Consider the following 16,751-nt stretch of genomic DNA (forward strand, 5'->3'; position numbering starts at 1 on the left):
GCCGCCTTGAACCACGCCCCGCTTTGCCATATCCTTGCGGAATGCAAGACACACAGCGCGCCATACCGGCCATGGAGCAACGCATATGACCAGCGACGCCATGCGCATCGCCGTCATCGGGGGCGGCAGTTGGGGCACGGCCCTGGCCCACCTGCTGGCGGGCAAGGGCTACGACACGCGGCTGCTGCTGCGTGACGCCGAGGTGGCCGAGGCCATCAACGTGCGCCACGAGAACCCGCGCTACCTCGCGGGGCTGGCCCTGCATCCGGGCGTGCGTGCGCACGTGACGGCCCAGCCCGCGCTGGACGGCGCGGGCGTGGTGCTTTCCGTGGTGCCCTGCCAGCAGGTGCGCGGCGTGTTGCGCACCCTGCGGCCGCTGCTGCCGCGCGAGGTGGTGTTCGTCAGCGCCAGCAAGGGCGTGGAGACGGGGAGCATGCGCACCATCGCCGAGATGGTGGAGGAGGAACTGGCCGGGCTGGACCCGCGCTACGCGGTGCTTTCCGGGCCGTCCTTCGCGGCGGAGGTGGTGCGCAACCTGCCCACGGCCGTGGTGCTGGGCTGCGTGGACCCGGACCTGGGCGCGCGGCTGCGCGAGGTGTTTTCCACCCCCGGCTTCCGCACCTATTCCAGCACCGACGTGCGCGGGGTGGAGCTTGGCGGCGCGGTGAAGAACGTCATCGCCATCGCCGCCGGGCTGTCCGACGGCCTCGGCTTTGGCAGCAACGCGCGGGCCGGGCTGATCACGCGCGGGCTGGCGGAAATGTCGCGCCTGGGCGAGGCGCTGGGGGCGCGGGCATCCACCTTCATGGGGCTTTCCGGCCTGGGCGATCTGGTGCTGACCTGCACCGGGGATCTTTCGCGCAACCGACAGGTGGGGCTGCGCCTGGCCGAGGGGCGCGCGCTGGCCGACATCGTGGCCGAGATGCGCATGGTGGCCGAAGGGGTGAAGACCACCGAAGCCGTGCACGACCTTGCCGCCGCCATGGGCGTGGACATGCCCATCACCGACGCCATGTACAGCGTGCTGCACGACGGCGCGAACCCGCACGACGCGGTGCGCGAACTGATGACGCGGGAGCTGAAGGAAGAGTGACCCGTCCGGTTGGCGCGGCTACCCCGGCAGCCACTGCACCCACAGCTTGCGGTCGCGCGGGCCGTCGAATTCGCAGAAGTACACCCCCTGCCATGTGCCCAGGCGCACCCGCCCGCCATCCACGATGAGCAGCAGCGACGGCCCGAACAGGCTGGTCTTGATGTGCGCGTCGCTGTTGCCCTCGGCGTGGCGGTAGTCGCCGCGCCGGGGGACAAGCGTTCCCATGTTCACGGCGATGTCGCGGGCCACGTCCGGGTCGGCCGCCTCGTTCACGGTCACCGCGCCGGTGGTGTGCGGGCAGAACAGCACCAGCGCGCCGTCGGTCCAGCCCTTGCGGGCCACCAGTTCCTGAAGTTCTTCAGTCACATCCAGCAATTGTTCGCGCGTGGTGGTGCGCAGGGACAGCGTTTCCATGGGTGCTCCTTGGGGGCTGGCGGGGGCGGCCGTGCCGGAAGCCTGCGCGGGGTGCCGTGCGGGGCTACCGTTGGTTCAAGACGGGCGCATTTTCGTCGTTTCGTCAGGGGGCGCGGCGTGTTGCAGGCGTGCCCGCCGCCTGGCCATCTTGAGTCCGTGCTGCTTTTTGCCTACAACCACATGACGATGCAAGGCAAGTGAGGTGCGCGGCTGCCAGCCGTCGCGTTTCGTTCGCCGGGCATCCGCCGCCCGCCAACTCCCGGCCCCGACCAGAAATATGGAAGGGGTGCAGGGGACATCGTCCCCTGCCCGCCGGAGGCGAGCAAGAAAGCTCCCGGCTGTCGGCGCAAAGACAGGATTCTCCGCCCGGCACATACCAGAACAGGCCGCGCCCGCGCGCGACCGCAGGAGTACACGCATGCCTGTCGTCATGGGCACCGCAGGACATATCGACCACGGCAAGACCTCGCTGGTCCGCGCGCTGACCGGCATCGACTGCGACCGGCTGGAAGAGGAAAAGCGCCGGGGCATCACCATCGAGCTCGGCTTCGCGTTCTGCGACCTGCCGGGCGCCGGGGCTGAAGGCGGTCGGTTGGGCATCGTGGACGTGCCGGGGCACGAGCGCTTCGTCAAGAACATGGTGGCCGGGGCATCGGGCATCGACTTCGTCATGCTGGTCATCGCGGCGGACGAAGGGGTGATGCCCCAGACCCGCGAGCACCTGGAAATCTGTTCGCTGCTGGGCATCCGGCACGGGCTGGTGGCCCTGACCAAGGTGGACATGGTGGACGCGGACTGGCTGGAACTGGCGCGCGACGACGTGGCCGGGTTCCTGGCCGGGACGTTCCTGGAGGGCGCGCCCATCTTTCCGGTGTCGTCAACCACCGGGCACGGCCTGGACGCATTGCGCGAACATCTGGTGACGCTGGAGCGCGAACTGCGGCCGGTGCGCCGCAGCGACCTGTTCCGCCTGCCCGTGGACCGCGTGTTCACCATGAAGGGGCATGGCACGGTGGTCACCGGCACCATGATCTCCGGCAGCGTGAAGGTGGGCGACGAGGTGCTGCTGTACCCCGGCGGCACGGCGACGAAGGTGCGCGGGCTGCAAAGCCACGGCGGCCCGGTGGACGTGGCACCGGCAGGGCGGCGCACCGCCGTCAACGTGCAGGGGCTGGACGTGGACGAGGTGCAGCGCGGCGACGTGCTGGCCCACCCCGGCACGCTGTTCCCGTCCCTGCGCTGGATGACCCGGCTGACCTGCCTGTCCTCCGCGCCCACCCCGCTGAAGAACCGCACCGAAGTGCACTTTCACCACGGCGCGCGAGAGGTGCTGGCCCGGCTCTACTTCCCCGACCGGGACAAGCTGGCCCCCGGAGAAACCGCCCTGTGCGAGGTGCGCTTCAGCGAGCCCATGGTGGGCGTTGCGGGCGACCGCTGCGTGGTGCGCTCGTTCTCGCCGCTGCGCACGGTGGCGGGGGGGGCGGTGCTGCACCCGCTGGGGCTGGACCTGCGCCGTCGCGACCCTGATTTCGCGGACAGGCTGGCCCTGCTGGAGGGGCTGCCCGATGTTCACGAGGCCGGTGAAGCCGCCACGCAGGAGACGGCCACCCAGTCCCTGCTGCGGCTGGCCGGGTCGGCCGGAGCGCGCTTCGCCCAGCTTTCGGTGCTGACCAACCTGGAGTCCAAACGGCTGGACAAGGCCCTGCAATCCCTGGGGGCCAAGGGGCAGGTATTCTGCTTCGACCGCGAGGAACGTGCCTACGTGGACGCGGAAACGGTGCGCCGCCTGGCGGCGGGCTGCCTTGCCCGCGCGGCGGAATTTCACGCCCGCGAACCGCTCAAGCCCGGCATGGCGCGCGGCGCGTTGTCCGCCGGGTGGGGCCGGGGGCTGCACCCCAAGCTGGTGCATTTCATCGTGGAGCGCTTGCTGAAGTCGGGCGAACTGGTGGCCGAAGGCGACGTGCTGCGCCTGCCGGGGCACAAGGTGTCGCTGGCCTCGGACCAGGAAGGGCTGCGCGCCACGATACGCGCCGCCTATGCCGAGGGGGGCAGCAGCCCGCCCAACGTCAAGGACGTGCTGGACCCGCTGGGGCTGGAGTTCAAGGAGGCGGCGGCGGTGTTCAAGCTGCTGCAGGACGCCGGGGAACTGGTGAAGGTGAAGGACGGCCTGTACTATCCCGGCCCGGTGATGGCCGACCTGAAGGCCCGCGTGGCCGCGTGGTTCGACACCCACGACGACCTCGATCCTGCGGGCTTCAAGGAACTGTCCGGCGGCCTTTCGCGCAAGTACGTGATCCCGCTGCTGGAATACTTCGACAAGGAGCGCGTGACCATCCGCGTGGGCGACAAGCGCCAGTTGCGGGGGCGATAGCCCGCGCGGCCAGCGGCGGCGCGAGGGGGCTGCCGCCGGGGCGCCCGCGCCGCCGGGGGGCAGGCGCACTCCCCTTTCCGCAGTTTCATGGGACAAATGCAGAACGTCACCATCGGGCATTCCGGTGGTGACGTTTCGTTTGCGGCGGGCGCGGAATCAGAACAGCAGCGCGCGCAGGCTGCCCAGCAGGCCGCCAAGGGTGCCCTGCGAGGGCCCGGCCATGCCGGGCGGGGGCGGCAACACCACGTCCCCGGCGTCGGGGTCCGGCTGTGCGGCAAGGCGCTGGCGCAGGGCCGCGTAGGCCTGGTCCAGGCGTTCCTCGTCGTGGCGGCGTTTGCGTTCGGCCTCGAGCATGGCGCGCTCGTGGCGTTCCATGGCGGCCTGGTGCCGTTTCAGCAAATGTTCGACATCGTCATGCATCACGAACCTCGCTGTGCCGGTCCCCGCTGCATTCCCCCGGGCGGTGGGCTGTCATGGCGGCCGCTTGGAGCGGGCTGTGCCATGGGCTCGTCGTCCTGTGCGCAGGTCGCGAATATCTTTAGAAAAACAGAGAGTGGAAATATAGCGCCGCCGTGCGTTTTCTGTCAATCGCGGGATAGGTGAAGGGGAGGAGAAACCTGCGGCCCCGTGCCGGAACCGCAGGTTTTCATGTCATGCCGGGGGGATTCGCGCGGGATCAAATCCGGCCGCGCCCGCCGTTGGTTTTCCGTCTCGTGCCATTTCGCACACGGCGTGCGCGATGGCTCACCGATTGGCCGTGCATTCGGGTGATGCGAACCCCATCAGGCAACGGGGGTGGCGTCCGCCAGGGTGAACAGCGCGCGCCAGATGCCCTCGAACAGCGTGCCTTCGGCATGCGGCGCGAATTCCGGCACAGAGAGCCCGGCGAACTGCGCGGCCATGAACACGGGCGAGTGGGGCAGGCTGCCGAGCAGGGGCAACGCATGGTCGTGGCAGAATGCCTCGATGTGGCGTGCCATGCCCGGGTGGATGTCCGCCTTGTTCAGCAGCACGGCGGCGCGGACGCCGAAATGCCGGGTAAGGGCATGCACCCGCTCCAGGTCGTGCAGGGCGGAGACCGTGGGCTCCGTCACCAGCAGCGCCGTGTCCGCCCCGGCCAGCGAGGCGATGACCGGGCAGCCCACCCCCGGCGAACCGTCGATGAGCACGGTGTCCGCCCCACGTGCCTCCGCGATTTCGCGAGCCCGGGTGCGCACCATGCTCACGAGCTTGCCGGAATTTTCCTCGCCGATGCCGAGGGCCGCATGCACCATGGGGCCGAGGCGGGTGTCGGAAACGTACCATTCGCCGCAGTGCCGTTCGTCCAGCACCACGGCCCCCTCCGGGCAGACGTGGGCGCACGCGCCGCAACCTTCGCACATTTCGCGCGCGACGCACGGCGGCGCGTGCAGCGCACCATAGCGGCAAGCCGTGGTGCAGACGCCGCAGCGCGTGCAGCGGGCCGGGTCGATGCGGGCCACCACCCCGCTGTGGAAGTCGTGCCGTTCACGCACCACGGGCGACAGCAGCAGATGCAGGTCGGAGGCGTCCACGTCGCAGTCTGCAAGCACCAGGGCGGGCGGGGGCGCTGCGTCGTCCCGCCCGGCCGGGACAGGGTGGGCGTGTGCGGCCGCCACGGCCGCCAGTGCCGCCGTGACGCTGGTCTTGCCCGTCCCCCCTTTTCCGCTGAGGACCACTATCTGTCGCATGTACGCTCCTTGGCGCCGTTGGTGGCCGTGGTGTTTCCGGCAGGTTCCGTGCGTCCCCGCGGGCGGCGTGACTCCTCTTTTTCACGGGCCATGCCCTCAATGGCGTCGGCCAGCCGGGTATAGGCGGCACGGACCTCGGGGGCGGCGTCATGCACCAGGCTGCCGGAGGCCCCGCATTCCGCCGCAGCGCGGCTGAAAGGGATGACTCCCAGCAGGGGAACGCCTTCGCGGGTGGTCCAGTCGCGCACGGGGTCGGCCTGGGCCTGCCCCGTGCCGGGCTGGCCCATCCCGGCCCCCATCCCATCCCTGTTCAGCGCAACGGCGTGCGGCAGGCCCAGGTGCCGCGCGAGCGCCACGGCCAGACGCAGGTCGTGCAGCCCGAACGGCGAGGGTTCGGCCACCAGCAGCATGAAGTCGGCGTCGTGCACGGCGTTGATGGCGGCGCAGGCGACACCGGGCGGGCAGTCTCGGATGTCGATGGCGCATGGTTGCGGTGTTGCCCGGCCCGTCGCGCAGGGCGCGGCCGGGAGCGGCGCATCCTTTACCGCCTTGATCAGCGGCGTGGCCATGGCCTCGCCGATGCGCAACACCCCGTCCCGAAAGCGCAGGGTGGGCATGCTCCCGCCAGGTTGCGCGCCAGCGGGGCTTTCCGCGTTCTTGCCATCGCCCATGGCCGGGCGGATGCGGGCGATGCCGCCGCGCACTTCACCCACCAGGCGTGTTGCATAGGTCATGGCGCCCGTGGGGCAGACCAGGGCGCACAGCCCGCAGCCGTGGCACAGGTCCGGGAAGTCCAGCACCGCATCGCCCATGAACGCCAGCGCCTTGAAACGGCAGGCATCCACGCAGCGGCGGCATGCTGCGCCAAGGCACAGGGTGTCGTTCACCTTGGGCACGGGCAGGGTGCAGTTTTCCCGCGTTTTCCATTCCACGGGCAGGAAAAGATGCGCGTTGGGCTCCTCCACGTCGCAGTCGGCAAGCGACACGCAGTGCCCGCGCGCGGCAAGCAGGGCGGCAAGGTTCACGGCCACGGTGGTTTTGCCCGTGCCCCCCTTGCCGCTGGCAATGGCCAGTTTCATGCGGCCTCCATCGCCGTTTCGCAGACATGCAGGCCGCCGGGGACGGCGTTTCCCGGGCGGCCTGTTCGATTCCGGGCCGTTACTGGACGTCGCCGGTGGCGGGTGGAATGGCGGGGCCGCGTCCGCGCCCGCGCCCGAATCCGGCGCCGCGCCCCTGGCCCCGCCCCAGGCCGCGTCCCTGACCGGGCCCCTTGCCGAAGCCCCTGCCGGAGCCCGGCCCAGCGCCCGGTCGCAGGGCGTCAATGACGTCCCGCGCCGTGTCCAGCACGTTGCCGAGGTTGGCGGCCAGTTCGTCCAGGGCGGAAGCTTCGGCGTTGGCGGCATCAACCGTTGGCGGGCCTTCCTGTCCGTGCCGCGCCCTCGCCGCGCCGCAGCGGCCCATGCCGCGTCCGGTGCCGGGGCCGCGCCCCATGGGGCCTGTTCCGTTCATGCCAGGCATATGCGCCTCCTGGTTGCAGGTGAAACAGTGGCCATGCGAGCCACGCCAGCCGGTGAGCACGAACCGTTCCAGCCAGTTCCAGCCAATGATGCCGGGCGATTAGACAGTCGCGGAAAAGAGTGGAGAAAAAACGGGCGCGAAATGCGCCCGCGTGATACGTGAGTGCTTGCATACATGGCGATGCCGGATTGCGCGGTATCGTCCACCTTGAGGCTGCTCACCGACGCTGCTCACCCCGACGCCGTCTGGCGGGAGAAGGAAGGGACCATGGCCCTGCCGCGTGACATATCCTGCGAAACCATCATGGAAAGCGTGGCCGACGGTGTGTTCACCGTGGACCTCGACTGGCGCATCACCTCGTTCAACCGGGCTGCGGCCGAGATCACCGGGGTGCCCGCGCACGAGGCCCTGGGCAGGCGCTGCCGCGACGTGTTCCATTCCAGCATTTGCGACGGGGCCTGCGTGCTGCGGGCGTGCATCGAGCAGGACATGCCGCTGGGCAACCGGTCGGTGTTCATCCTGCGCCCTGACGGCCGCAAGGTGCCCGTGAGCATCAGCGGCGCGCCCCTGCGCGACCGGCGCGGCAGGCTGATGGGGGGGGTGGAGACCTTTCGCGACCTGTCCGCCCTGCATCTGATGCGCAAGCAACTGGACGGGCAGCACACGGTGGAGGACATCGTCACCCGCAGCGCGGCCATGATCCGCCTGCTGGGCATCCTGCCGCAGGTGGCGGCCAGCGACGCGCCTGTGCTGGTGCTGGGCGAATCGGGCACCGGCAAGGAACTGTTCGCGCGGGCCATCCACAACCTGAGCCCACGGCGGGGCAGGCCCTTCGTGGGGGTGAACTGCGGGGCCCTGCCGGAGCACCTGCTGGAATCGGAACTGTTCGGCTACAAGGCCGGGGCGTTTACCGACGCGCGGCGCGACAAGCCGGGCCGCTTCGCCCTGGCGGACGACGGCACCATCTTTCTCGACGAAATCGGCGACATGCCGTTGCCATTGCAGGTGAAACTGCTGCGGGTGCTGCAGGAGAAGGTGTACGAGCCGCTGGGCGGGGTACGGCCCCAGGCCGCGCCCGCGCGGGTCATCGCCGCCACCAACCGCGACCTGGAACGCCTGGCGGGCGAGGGGGGCTTCCGCAGCGACCTGTACTACCGGCTCAACGTGGTCATGCTGCGCCTGCCCCCCCTGCGCGAGCGGCCAGAGGACATTCCCCTGCTGCTCGATCACTTCGTGGCGCAACGCAACCTGCTGCACGGCAAGGAGATCGAGGGCGTGTCCGAGGACGTGCTGCACCTGCTGCTGCGCTACCCCTTTCCCGGCAACGTGCGCGAGATGGAGAACATCGTCGAGTACGCGTTCATCCTGTGCCAGCGCGGGTTCATCCAGCTGGAACATCTGCCGGAATACCTGTTGGGCGCGCAGACGTTGCGGCCCTCCGGCCAGGCGGGCCAAACCGGGGAATCCGGCTCCGCCGGAGCGCAACCCAAGACGCCGTGGTGGGGCGCACAGCCCGCGCCAGCCCAGGCCGTGTCCGGCAGTCCGCGCACCATGGCCGCCGCCAAGCTGGACGCAGCGCGCGAGGCCCTGCGGCGGCATGGCGGACGGGTGATGGCCGCCTGCCGCGAACTGGATATCTCCAAGGACACCTTGCGTCGCATCCTGAAGGGCAGCGGGGCGGATTGAGGCAGCAGCCCGCCAGAAGAGCAGGAACAGGATGCCTTGCAGATTGTTGATAGATGATTCCGGGGGGTTGCGGGTGGATGCGGTCTGCCGCGCCGCCACCGCCGGGCCAAAGACGGGCGCGAAATGCGCCCGTTTTTCATTGCAGGCGTGTTTTGCGTCCATATTGTGGGGTTTACCGGGTGCGTCGAGGGAGAGCTTTCATACAACACACTGTGATTGCATCATGTTTCCGAATGGCATCATGCATGCTTGATGGGGGCACGGCCGCCGCGCCGTGGGGACACCATGAATGCCCATGTCTGCCTTGCCTGCTACGAGGATCGCCTTGCCACGCTGCTGGAGACGGCCGCCGAACTGCGTTGCGTGCGCATGACCGGCGGCGTTCCGATGGAACGGACCGTCCTCTCCGTGCCGGATGGCGGTCCCACGCCGCTCATCGACGTTCTGTCGCGCCATGGGGTTTCCCTGTTGGTGTGCGGGGGCATTCGCCCATGTTGGCGGAGCGCCGTTGAGATGGCCGGGATCGCCGTCCTGCCGTGGCTTTCGGGCAGCGAGGCGGACGTGCTGTCCGCCCTTGCCAGGGGCAGGCCGGACGCACTTGCCATGCCCGGATGCCGCCCGCACCGGGCAAGAGGCGTCGGTGCACGGCGCGGCGGCCCATGCAACACAACGGACACCGCCTGCATTCGGCGGCGGCGTCGCAACACAGGAGACTGATTTCATGCAGGTTCTCATCACCGTGCAGGATGCCGTGCCGGGCGCCCCGCCCAGCTCGGCAGGGGGCGACGCGCTTCTCGATGCCCGTCTGGACCCGCGCTTCGGGCGCGCGCAGGGCTATCTGTTGTGCGATACGGCCACGGGGGCGGTGCGCAGGCTGGATGCGGCCTCCAACATGTCGCTGGCCCAGGGCGCGGGCATCCAGGCCGCGCAGGCCGCCGCCGACGCCGGGGCCGAAGCCGTGATCACCGGCCACGTGGGACCCAAGGCCTTCAGCGCGCTGCGCCGGGGCGGCATCGCCATCTATCTTTCAACGCACGCCACCGCGCGTCAGGCCCTGAAGGCCCTGACGGACGGCAATCTGGCCCCGGCGGCGGAGCCGGACCGGGAAGGGCACTGGTAGCCATGGGGACGGACACGCACGAACAGGAGCCCCGCTGCGGTTGCGGCGGGGCCGGTTGCGGCGGCGAACAGCACGTGGAGGTCACCGGGGGCTGCACCGGAGCGGGCTGCGGCGGGCATGGTGATCATGCCGGGCATGATGTCGCCGGGCCGGGCGACGGTACGGAGACGCCCGTGTGCATGGCCGGGCGAGTGGGCGCGAAGCTGGTGGTGTTGAGCGGCAAGGGCGGCGTGGGCAAAAGCACCGTGGCCGTGAACCTGGCCGTGGGGCTTGCCCGCACCGGGCGCAAGGTGGGCCTGCTGGACGTGGACGTGCACGGGCCCAGCGTGCCGCGCATGCTGGGTCTTGGCAGGGCCCGGCCCGTGGCGGGAGAAGGCTGGATGGCGCCGGTGAGCGGTGGACCGAACCTGCGGGTGATGTCGCTGGGGTTCTTTCTGCCCGACCCGGAAGTGCCGGTCATCTGGCGCGGCCCGGTGAAGATGGGCATGGTGCGCCAGTTCCTGGTGGATGTGCGCTGGGGCGACCTGGACGTGCTGGTGGTGGACTGCCCTCCCGGCACCGGGGACGAACCGCTTTCGGTGCTGCAACTGCTGGGGCCGGACGCACACGCGGTCATCGTCACCACTCCCCAGGGCGTGGCGGTGGACGACGTGCGGCGGTCCGTGGGGTTTTGCCGCCAGTTGGGCAACCCCATTCTGGGCATCGTCGAGAACATGGGCGGCTACGTGTGCCCCAAATGCGGCGAACTGACCCCGCTGTTCCCCGCCGGGGGCGGCCAACAACTGGCCGAAGAGACCGGCGTGCCGTTTCTGGGCAGCATTCCCCTGCACCCCGATCTTACCAGCGCCGGGGATGCCGGGCGCAGCCTGCTGGAGACGGACTTGCCCGCCGGGCAGGAACCGGCACACCCGGTGCTGCGGGCCTTTTTGCCGGTGGTGCAGGCCGCCGGGGCGGTATGCCCGTCTGGCGATTCGGCAACGCCAGACCGTTCCGCATCGGAAATCCCCGCCAAGGACAACGGCGGCCCAGCGCCGCAAGGAGCATCAGACATGAAGATCGCCATACCGCTGGCGGCGGGCAGGCTGTGCCAGCATTTCGGCCATTGCGAGCAGTTTGCCGTGCTGACCGTGGACCCCGGCAACGGCACCGTGATGGGGCAGGAACTGCTGACGCCGCCGCCGCACGAGCCGGGCGTGCTGCCCGCATGGATCGCGGACACGGGAACCCGGCTGGTCATCGCCGGGGGTATGGGAGCACGGGCGCGCCAACTGCTGGAGGAGCGGGGCGTGCAGGTGCTGGTGGGCGCTTCCGCCGCGGAACCGGCAGACCTCGTGGCGGCATGGTTCGGCAACAGGTTGGAGCTTGGGGCGAATACCTGCGACCATTGATGCCAAACCGCCGGGCGTGCGGGCGTTCCCCCCGCCGGGGCCGCGCGGCGCGGCAATGAAAAACGGGCGCGGGGAAATCCCCGCGCCCGTTACTAGTGCGCTGTGTTGCGGCGTGCGCCTAGCGGCGGTCGCCGCCACGGCCACGGTCGCCGCCACGGCCACCGCGATCGCCGCCACGGCGGTCGCCGCCCCGGTCACCACGGCCACCGCGATCACCCCGATCACGCGGCGGGCCGGAGGGGCGGGCGGTGTCTTCGGGGTTCCATTCGATGCCCTGTTCTTCCAGCAGCACGGCCTTGCGGCTGGCGCGGATGCGGTCGCCATTGATCTCGATGACCTTCACGGTCATGTCTTCGCCAAGGCGCGCCACGTCGCCCGCCTGTTCCACGCGGTTGGTGTCCAGTTGCGAGATGTGCACCAGGGCTTCGAGGTTGGGCAGGATTTCGACGATGGCGCCGATTTCCAGCACCTTGCGCACCTTGCCCACGTAGTTCTTGCCCAGGTCCGCGCGCTGGTCGTAGTACTGCACCATTTCGCGGGCCATTTCCATGGCCTCGAAGGTGGGCGCGAAGATGGAGACCTTGCCGCTGTCCTCGATGTCGATGGACGCGCCGGTGGCGGCGGTGATGGCCTTGATGTTCTTGCCGCCGGGGCCGATGATGACGCGGATGACGTCGGGGTTGACGAACACCTCGGCATGCTGCGGCGCGTACTTGGAAAGTTCGGTACGCGGGGCTTCCAGCACCTTGGCCATTTCGGCCAGGATGTGCAGGCGCGCTTCGCGGGCCTGGGCCATGGCGCGGGCCATGACGTCGGTGGGCAGGCCGGTGATCTTGATGTCCATCTGGACGGCGGTGATGCCTTCGGCGGTGCCCGCGATCTTGAAGTCCATGTCGCCGAGGGCGTCTTCATCGCCAAGGATGTCGGTGAGCACCAGGTACTCGCCCTCTTCCTTGATCAGGCCCATGGCCACGCCGGCCACCGGGGCGGTGACGGGCACGCCCGCGTCCATCAGCGAAAGGCTGCCGCCGCACACGGCGGCCATGGACGAGGAACCGTTGGATTCCATGGTTTCCGCCACCACGCGCAGGGTGAAGGGGAAGGAATCGTCAACGGGCAGCACCGGCTTCAGAGCCTTTTCGGCAAGCGCGCCGTGGCCGATTTCGCGGCGGGACACGCGCGACATCTTCACTTCGCCTACCGAGTAGGCGGGGAAGTTGTAGTGCAGCATGAACTTCTTGGTCACGTCGCCCACCAGCGAATCCATGCGCTGGCTGTCGGTGGAGCTGCCAAGGGTGGCAACCACCAGCGACTTGGTTTCGCCGCGCGCGAACAGGGCGGAACCGTGGGCGCGGGGCAGCAGGCCCGCTTCGATCAGGATGGGGCGCACGGTCTTGGTGTCGCGGCCGTCGATGCGGGTGCCTTCCTTCAGGATGCGGCGGCGCACCAGCACCTTTTCCAGCCCGCTCAGCATGTCGCCCACTTCGCGGCCAAGGTTGGGGTTTTCGGCCAGGGCCGGGTCGGCCAGCAGGGCTTCGAGAACCTTTTCCTTGACGGCCTTGCGGGCGTCCTTGCGGGCCATCTTTTCGGGGATGCGCAGGGCGACTTCCAGTTCGGCGGTGGCCAGTTCCTCGACGCGGGCCTTGAGGGCGGTGTTTTCCACCGGGGGCGTCACGGTCATCTTGGCCTTGCCCACCAGTTCCACCAGCTTGAGCTGGGCGTCGATGAGGGGCTGGATTTCCTTGTGGGCCCATTCCAGGGCGGCCACGATGACGTCCTCGGGCACGAACTGGGCCTCGCCTTCCACCATCACCACGGAATCGCGCGAGGCGGCGATGACGATGGCGAGGTCGCTGGCTTCCATTTCCTTCAGGGTGGGATTCAGCACGAATTCGCCGTTCACGCGGCCAATGCGCGCACCCGCCACCGGACCCTCGAAGGGAATGGGCGAGATGGACAGCGCGGCCGAGGCGCCGGTAAGGGCCAGCACATCGCTGTCGTTTTCCTGGTCGGCGGAAATGACGTTGGCGAGAATCTGCACTTCATCGCGGAAGCCCTTGGTGAACAGGGGGCGCACCGGGCGGTCGATGAGGCGCGAAACCAGGGTCTCGCGTTCGCTGGGGCGGCCGATTTCGCGGCGGAAGAAGCTGCCGGGGATGCGGCCGGCGGCGTACATCTTTTCGGAGTAGTCCACGGTCAGCGGGAAAAAGCCCATGTCGCGTTCCATGGGCTGGGTGCACGCGGTGACCAGCACCACGGTGCCGCCGCACTGCACCCAGACCGCGCCGTGCGCCTGGTTGGCGAGGCGGCCGGTCTCAAGGATGATTTCTTTTCCGCCAACCATGGCGGAGACGCGGGTAGCGTTGAAAACGCTCTGCATTGTTGCGTACCTCTTCGGTTCAGCGAAGGGGATTCCGGGGAGAAGGCCATGCCGCGTCCATGACGTTTCAGTCGGGTGCGTCATGGAGAGGCCGGAGCCGACGGTTGCGGCTTCCGGCATGGCGCTCTTCCCGGACCCCCCTTCACGCTGCGTGTTGGGGGCGACTCGGCGCCCATGCGCATCGCGCAGGGCCCGCCGTCACGCGACGGCGGGCCCTGCCGATGGCGGATTACTTTCTGAGGCCGAGCTTTTCGATCAGCGCACGGTAGCGCTGAACGTCCTTGGCCTTCAGGTACTTGAGGAGCTTGCGACGCTGACCGACCATCTTCAGCAGGCCGGTACGCGAGTGAAAGTCCTTCTTGTGCGTCTTGAAGTGCCCGGTGAGCTGTTCGATGCGGGCGGTGAGCAGGGCAACCTGCACTTCGGGCGAGCCGGTGTCGCCTTCATGCTTGGCGTGCACATCAATGATGCTCTTCTTCTGATCGACGTCCATGACCACAGCTGTATCCTCCAAAGTGGATGTTATTGACTCCACAGTCCCCGAAGCACGGTCCAGACCGGCTGCGCGTTCACGATGCGCGTCTCGGCCAGGGCCACGGGCGTGTCGTCCGGAGCGAGCATGATGGCCTTCAGACCCTCGGCGAACGGCAATGCCGCCATGGCCTCGGGAATGTACGGCACGGTCATTCCGTTGCGCACCCCTGCTTCCTGCGCCGCGTCTATGCGCAGCTTGGGCCAGTGGGGCAGGGCGCGCGTCACGGGTATGACCCGCTCCGGCAACCGCTCGGGCTCGGCGAGCACGGCATCAAGCTCGTGCGCCTCGTCAAGGCCGAACGGGTGACTGTACTCCCGGGTGAGTTCCGTCAGCATTGCGCCGCACCCTAAACGCATCCCCAAGCTGTGGGCCAGGGACCGTATGTAGGTGCCGGAACTGCACGTTACCCGGAAGGTCGCGAACGGCAGGTCGCACGATACGACCTGTGCCCGCGAAATTTCGACGGTCTTCGTCTTTACCGGCGTCTCGCGCCCTGCCCGGGACAGCTTGTAGAGGGGCTGTCCCTGATGCTTGGCGGCGGAGTAGGGCGGCACCTCTTGCTCGGTGCTGCCCAGCCAGCTTTCCACCACGCCCCGGATGTCGTCGGGGGTCACGTGGTCGCAGGGGGCGGTGGCCGTCACGCTGCCTTCCGCGTCCCACGTGTCGGTGGTGGTTCCAAGGCGAAGGGTGGCAAGGTACACCTTTTCGCCGTCGGCCATCAGGTGGCCGGAAATCTTGGTCGCATGCCCCAACAGCACAAGGAGCACCCCCCTCGCCATGGGGTCGAGGGTGCCCGCGTGTCCGATCTTCTTCTGGCCGAGCCGCTTCACCTTGGCGATGCATTGCGCCGAGGAAGGACCCTTGGGCTTGTTCAGCACCAGAAGGCCGTGCTGCTGCGCTGGCAGGACAGCCATATACCTTATGCCTCTTTGCCGCAGGGCGCAAGCTGCGCGGGAATGGCCGCCAGCACGGCGCGCGCGGCCGCGTGCGGTTCCATGTCCAGTTCCGCCCCGGCCGCGTTGCGGTGCCCGCCGCCGCCAAAGGCCGCCGCCACCACGCGCACGTCATCCGTGCCGCTGGACCGCAGGCTGATCTTGCTGCGGCCAGCGCCGTCGCCGCGCACCATCAGCGAAACCCGCACCCCGGCAAGGCGGCGCAGTTGCGAGGCATATCCTTCCAGGTCGTCTTTGTCCGCCCCGTGCAGGGCGAACATGTCGTCGGTAATCACCGACACCGCCACCGCGCCGCCGCACTGCAGCTCTATGCCCTGCATCAGCGCGCCCCACAGCCGCATGCGGCCGATGGACCAGTTGTTTTCCAGCCGGTCGTGGAACAGGCCGGGCTTCAGCCCCAGCCGCACGATCTCGGCCGCCAGTTCCAGTACGTCTCCGCTGGTGCTGCCGTAGCAGAAGTTGCCGGTGTCCGTGCACAGGCCAAGGTACACCGCCTCGCCCAGCGGGCCGGAAAGCGGTACGCCCAGTTCGCGCGCGAGAATGCCCGCCATCTGGCAGGTTGCCGCCAGGTGCGGCTCCACCCAGTTGCCCGCCGTGCCGAACAGGGGATTGCCCAGGTGATGGTCGATGTTCACGCTGCGCAACTCCGGCAGTTTTGTCTGCAGGTCGCCGCCCACGCGGTGCGCGTCGCCGCAGTCCAGGATTACCGCCAGGCGCGGCGTGAAGTCGCCAAGCTCCGCCAAGGTGCGCGCCACCGGGCCGCCCATGTCCACCCAGCCGTACTGGTGCGGCACCCCGCTGGTGTTGTACAGCCGAAACCGCTTGCCCAGCGTGCGCAGCATGTGCGCCAGCGCCGCCACAGACCCGATGGCGTCACCATCCGGGTTGGCGTGGCTGGCCACGAGGATGTCGTCCTCTGCACGGAGGATGGCTGCTATGCTGGCTGCGGTGTCTGTCATGGTGGGGTTCCTGCGGGGAGCGTTTTCAGGGGAAGTGCCGGGGAGGGAACCCTTTGAAAAGGGTCTCCCTCCCCGGACCCCTCCCCCCCAAACTTTTCAAATGGGGGCGACGTTGCTCCAAGGGGGGCACCTGTCTTTAGCGCGGCGGGATTTTCGTTTGCTGGCAAGGAAAACAAGACAACCGGGAGGGAACGTACTCTTTGGTACGTGACCGATCCGGGTGGCGACGTTTGACGCAGCCAGCAGGCGAAGGGCCCGTCGCGCCTATTCGGCGGCGAAAAATTCAATATCGCTGTACGTCATCTCTTCGGGACACACGGCTTCCATCATGGCCAGGCACTTGTCGAGCCGGCTTTGCAGGTGCCGCTCGCTGTTGCTCACCGAAACCACGGCCAGCGACAGCCGGGTCAGGGAATCCTGGTTGCGCACCTCGGCGATGGACACGTTGAAGGTGTTGCGCACCTTCGTTTTCAGGCTGCTGGCTATGCGCCGCTTCCCTTTCAGGGAATCGTTGCCGTGCAACTCGAATTCCACCGTGAGCACGCCGATTATCATGGGGGGCCGCGCCGCATGGCGCTTCGTTGATAAGCCTCGCGGGCAAAGCCCGCGCCGGTAAATCGGTGGG

Annotated in this window: 15 protein-coding genes; 5 read left to right on the forward strand and 10 right to left on the reverse strand. The window is 68.7% G+C overall.

The annotated features are described in order from the left end of the window. The first annotated feature begins 100 nt into the window (after positions 1-100). Positions 101-1,093, forward strand: coding sequence for an NAD(P)H-dependent glycerol-3-phosphate dehydrogenase (locus RVX_RS02135; protein WP_116307789.1), 993 nt, complete (start codon positions 101-103; stop codon positions 1,091-1,093). Positions 1,094-1,111: 18 nt separating this feature from the next. Here the strand turns inward: RVX_RS02135 and RVX_RS02140 are convergent, their stop codons facing one another. Further along, positions 1,112-1,507 (reverse strand): secondary thiamine-phosphate synthase enzyme YjbQ, encoded by a 396-nt coding sequence (locus tag RVX_RS02140; RefSeq protein WP_116306740.1) that lies wholly within the window; start codon positions 1,505-1,507, stop codon positions 1,112-1,114. Between the two features lie 418 nt (positions 1,508-1,925). Between RVX_RS02140 and selB the strand changes: the two genes are divergently transcribed. Further along, positions 1,926-3,878, forward strand: coding sequence for a selenocysteine-specific translation elongation factor (selB, locus tag RVX_RS02145; protein WP_116306738.1), 1,953 nt, complete (start codon positions 1,926-1,928; stop codon positions 3,876-3,878). 156 nt (positions 3,879-4,034) lie between these two features. Here selB and RVX_RS02150 read toward each other — a convergent pair whose 3' ends face one another. The 4 genes from RVX_RS02150 to RVX_RS02165 form a co-directional block, all read right to left on the reverse strand. After that, on the reverse strand, positions 4,035-4,298 hold the full coding sequence (locus RVX_RS02150; protein WP_007526351.1) for a hypothetical protein: 264 nt from the start codon (positions 4,296-4,298) through the stop codon (positions 4,035-4,037). Between the two features lie 362 nt (positions 4,299-4,660). Beyond that, positions 4,661-5,587, reverse strand: coding sequence for an ATP-binding protein (locus tag RVX_RS02155; protein WP_116306736.1), 927 nt, complete (start codon positions 5,585-5,587; stop codon positions 4,661-4,663). After that, positions 5,575-6,666 carry a P-loop NTPase gene (locus tag RVX_RS02160; protein ID WP_116306733.1) on the reverse strand — a complete coding sequence of 364 codons (1,092 nt, stop codon included), beginning with the start codon at positions 6,664-6,666 and terminating at the stop codon, positions 5,575-5,577. Before RVX_RS02160 ends, RVX_RS02155 begins: the two co-directional genes overlap by 13 nt. Before the next feature lie 79 nt (positions 6,667-6,745). Beyond that, positions 6,746-7,105 (reverse strand): DUF5320 domain-containing protein, encoded by a 360-nt coding sequence (locus tag RVX_RS02165; RefSeq protein ID WP_172596609.1) that lies wholly within the window; start codon positions 7,103-7,105, stop codon positions 6,746-6,748. Between the two features lie 267 nt (positions 7,106-7,372). Here RVX_RS02165 and RVX_RS02170 point away from each other — a divergent pair, with 267 nt between their 5' ends. The 3 genes from RVX_RS02170 to RVX_RS02180 all read left to right on the forward strand — a co-directional run bounded on the left by RVX_RS02170 (position 7,373) and on the right by RVX_RS02180 (position 11,299). Then, entirely contained in the window at positions 7,373-8,791 is a 1,419-nt protein-coding gene (locus RVX_RS02170) for a sigma-54 interaction domain-containing protein (RefSeq protein WP_116306731.1), read from the forward strand. Positions 8,792-9,512: 721 nt separating this feature from the next. Then, positions 9,513-9,911 (forward strand): NifB/NifX family molybdenum-iron cluster-binding protein, encoded by a 399-nt coding sequence (locus RVX_RS02175; protein WP_116306729.1) that lies wholly within the window; start codon positions 9,513-9,515, stop codon positions 9,909-9,911. A gap of 2 nt (positions 9,912-9,913) precedes the next feature. Continuing rightward, a complete protein-coding gene (locus tag RVX_RS02180; RefSeq protein ID WP_116306727.1) occupies positions 9,914-11,299 on the forward strand; it encodes an iron-sulfur cluster carrier protein MrpORP in 1,386 nt (461 codons plus the stop codon). Positions 11,300-11,417: 118 nt separating this feature from the next. Here the strand turns inward: RVX_RS02180 and pnp are convergent, their stop codons facing one another. The 5 genes from pnp to RVX_RS02205 form a co-directional block, all read right to left on the reverse strand. Beyond that, positions 11,418-13,679, reverse strand: a complete 2,262-nt coding sequence (pnp, locus tag RVX_RS02185) for a polyribonucleotide nucleotidyltransferase (RefSeq protein WP_116306725.1) — start codon at positions 13,677-13,679, stop codon at positions 11,418-11,420. Between the two features lie 229 nt (positions 13,680-13,908). Further along, on the reverse strand, positions 13,909-14,178 hold the full coding sequence (gene rpsO / locus RVX_RS02190; protein ID WP_007526356.1) for a 30S ribosomal protein S15: 270 nt from the start codon (positions 14,176-14,178) through the stop codon (positions 13,909-13,911). A gap of 23 nt (positions 14,179-14,201) precedes the next feature. Further along, entirely contained in the window at positions 14,202-15,128 is a 927-nt protein-coding gene (gene truB / locus RVX_RS02195; RefSeq protein WP_116306724.1) for a tRNA pseudouridine(55) synthase TruB, read from the reverse strand. A 5-nt stretch (positions 15,129-15,133) separates the two neighbouring features. Then, positions 15,134-16,126: a DHH family phosphoesterase gene (locus tag RVX_RS02200; protein WP_116306723.1), complete on the reverse strand. Its 993-nt coding sequence runs from the start codon at positions 16,124-16,126 to the stop codon at positions 15,134-15,136. A gap of 264 nt (positions 16,127-16,390) precedes the next feature. Next, positions 16,391-16,681: a DUF503 domain-containing protein gene (locus RVX_RS02205; RefSeq protein ID WP_041728900.1), complete on the reverse strand. Its 291-nt coding sequence runs from the start codon at positions 16,679-16,681 to the stop codon at positions 16,391-16,393. Between the last annotated feature and the right edge of the window lie 70 nt (positions 16,682-16,751).

It is taken from the genome of Nitratidesulfovibrio sp. HK-II (assembly GCF_003402415.2).
Taxonomy (GTDB): Bacteria; Desulfobacterota; Desulfovibrionia; order Desulfovibrionales; family Desulfovibrionaceae; genus Cupidesulfovibrio.

Coding starts and splice junctions, on each gene's coding strand:
- RVX_RS02205 (WP_041728900.1), bottom strand. CDS start 16,681: ATGATAATCGGCGTGCTCACGGTGGAATTCGAGTTGCACGGCAACGAT.
- RVX_RS02155 (WP_116306736.1), bottom strand. CDS start 5,587: ATGCGACAGATAGTGGTCCTCAGCGGAAAAGGGGGGACGGGCAAGACC.
- RVX_RS02180 (WP_116306727.1), top strand. CDS start 9,914: ATGGGGACGGACACGCACGAACAGGAGCCCCGCTGCGGTTGCGGCGGG.
- RVX_RS02170 (WP_116306731.1), top strand. CDS start 7,373: ATGGCCCTGCCGCGTGACATATCCTGCGAAACCATCATGGAAAGCGTG.
- pnp (WP_116306725.1), bottom strand. CDS start 13,679: ATGCAGAGCGTTTTCAACGCTACCCGCGTCTCCGCCATGGTTGGCGGA.
- selB (WP_116306738.1), top strand. CDS start 1,926: ATGCCTGTCGTCATGGGCACCGCAGGACATATCGACCACGGCAAGACC.
- RVX_RS02140 (WP_116306740.1), bottom strand. CDS start 1,507: ATGGAAACGCTGTCCCTGCGCACCACCACGCGCGAACAATTGCTGGAT.
- RVX_RS02200 (WP_116306723.1), bottom strand. CDS start 16,126: ATGACAGACACCGCAGCCAGCATAGCAGCCATCCTCCGTGCAGAGGAC.
- RVX_RS02160 (WP_116306733.1), bottom strand. CDS start 6,666: ATGAAACTGGCCATTGCCAGCGGCAAGGGGGGCACGGGCAAAACCACC.
- RVX_RS02165 (WP_172596609.1), bottom strand. CDS start 7,105: ATGCCTGGCATGAACGGAACAGGCCCCATGGGGCGCGGCCCCGGCACC.
- truB (WP_116306724.1), bottom strand. CDS start 15,128: ATGGCTGTCCTGCCAGCGCAGCAGCACGGCCTTCTGGTGCTGAACAAG.
- RVX_RS02150 (WP_007526351.1), bottom strand. CDS start 4,298: ATGCATGACGATGTCGAACATTTGCTGAAACGGCACCAGGCCGCCATG.
- RVX_RS02135 (WP_116307789.1), top strand. CDS start 101: ATGCGCATCGCCGTCATCGGGGGCGGCAGTTGGGGCACGGCCCTGGCC.
- RVX_RS02175 (WP_116306729.1), top strand. CDS start 9,513: ATGCAGGTTCTCATCACCGTGCAGGATGCCGTGCCGGGCGCCCCGCCC.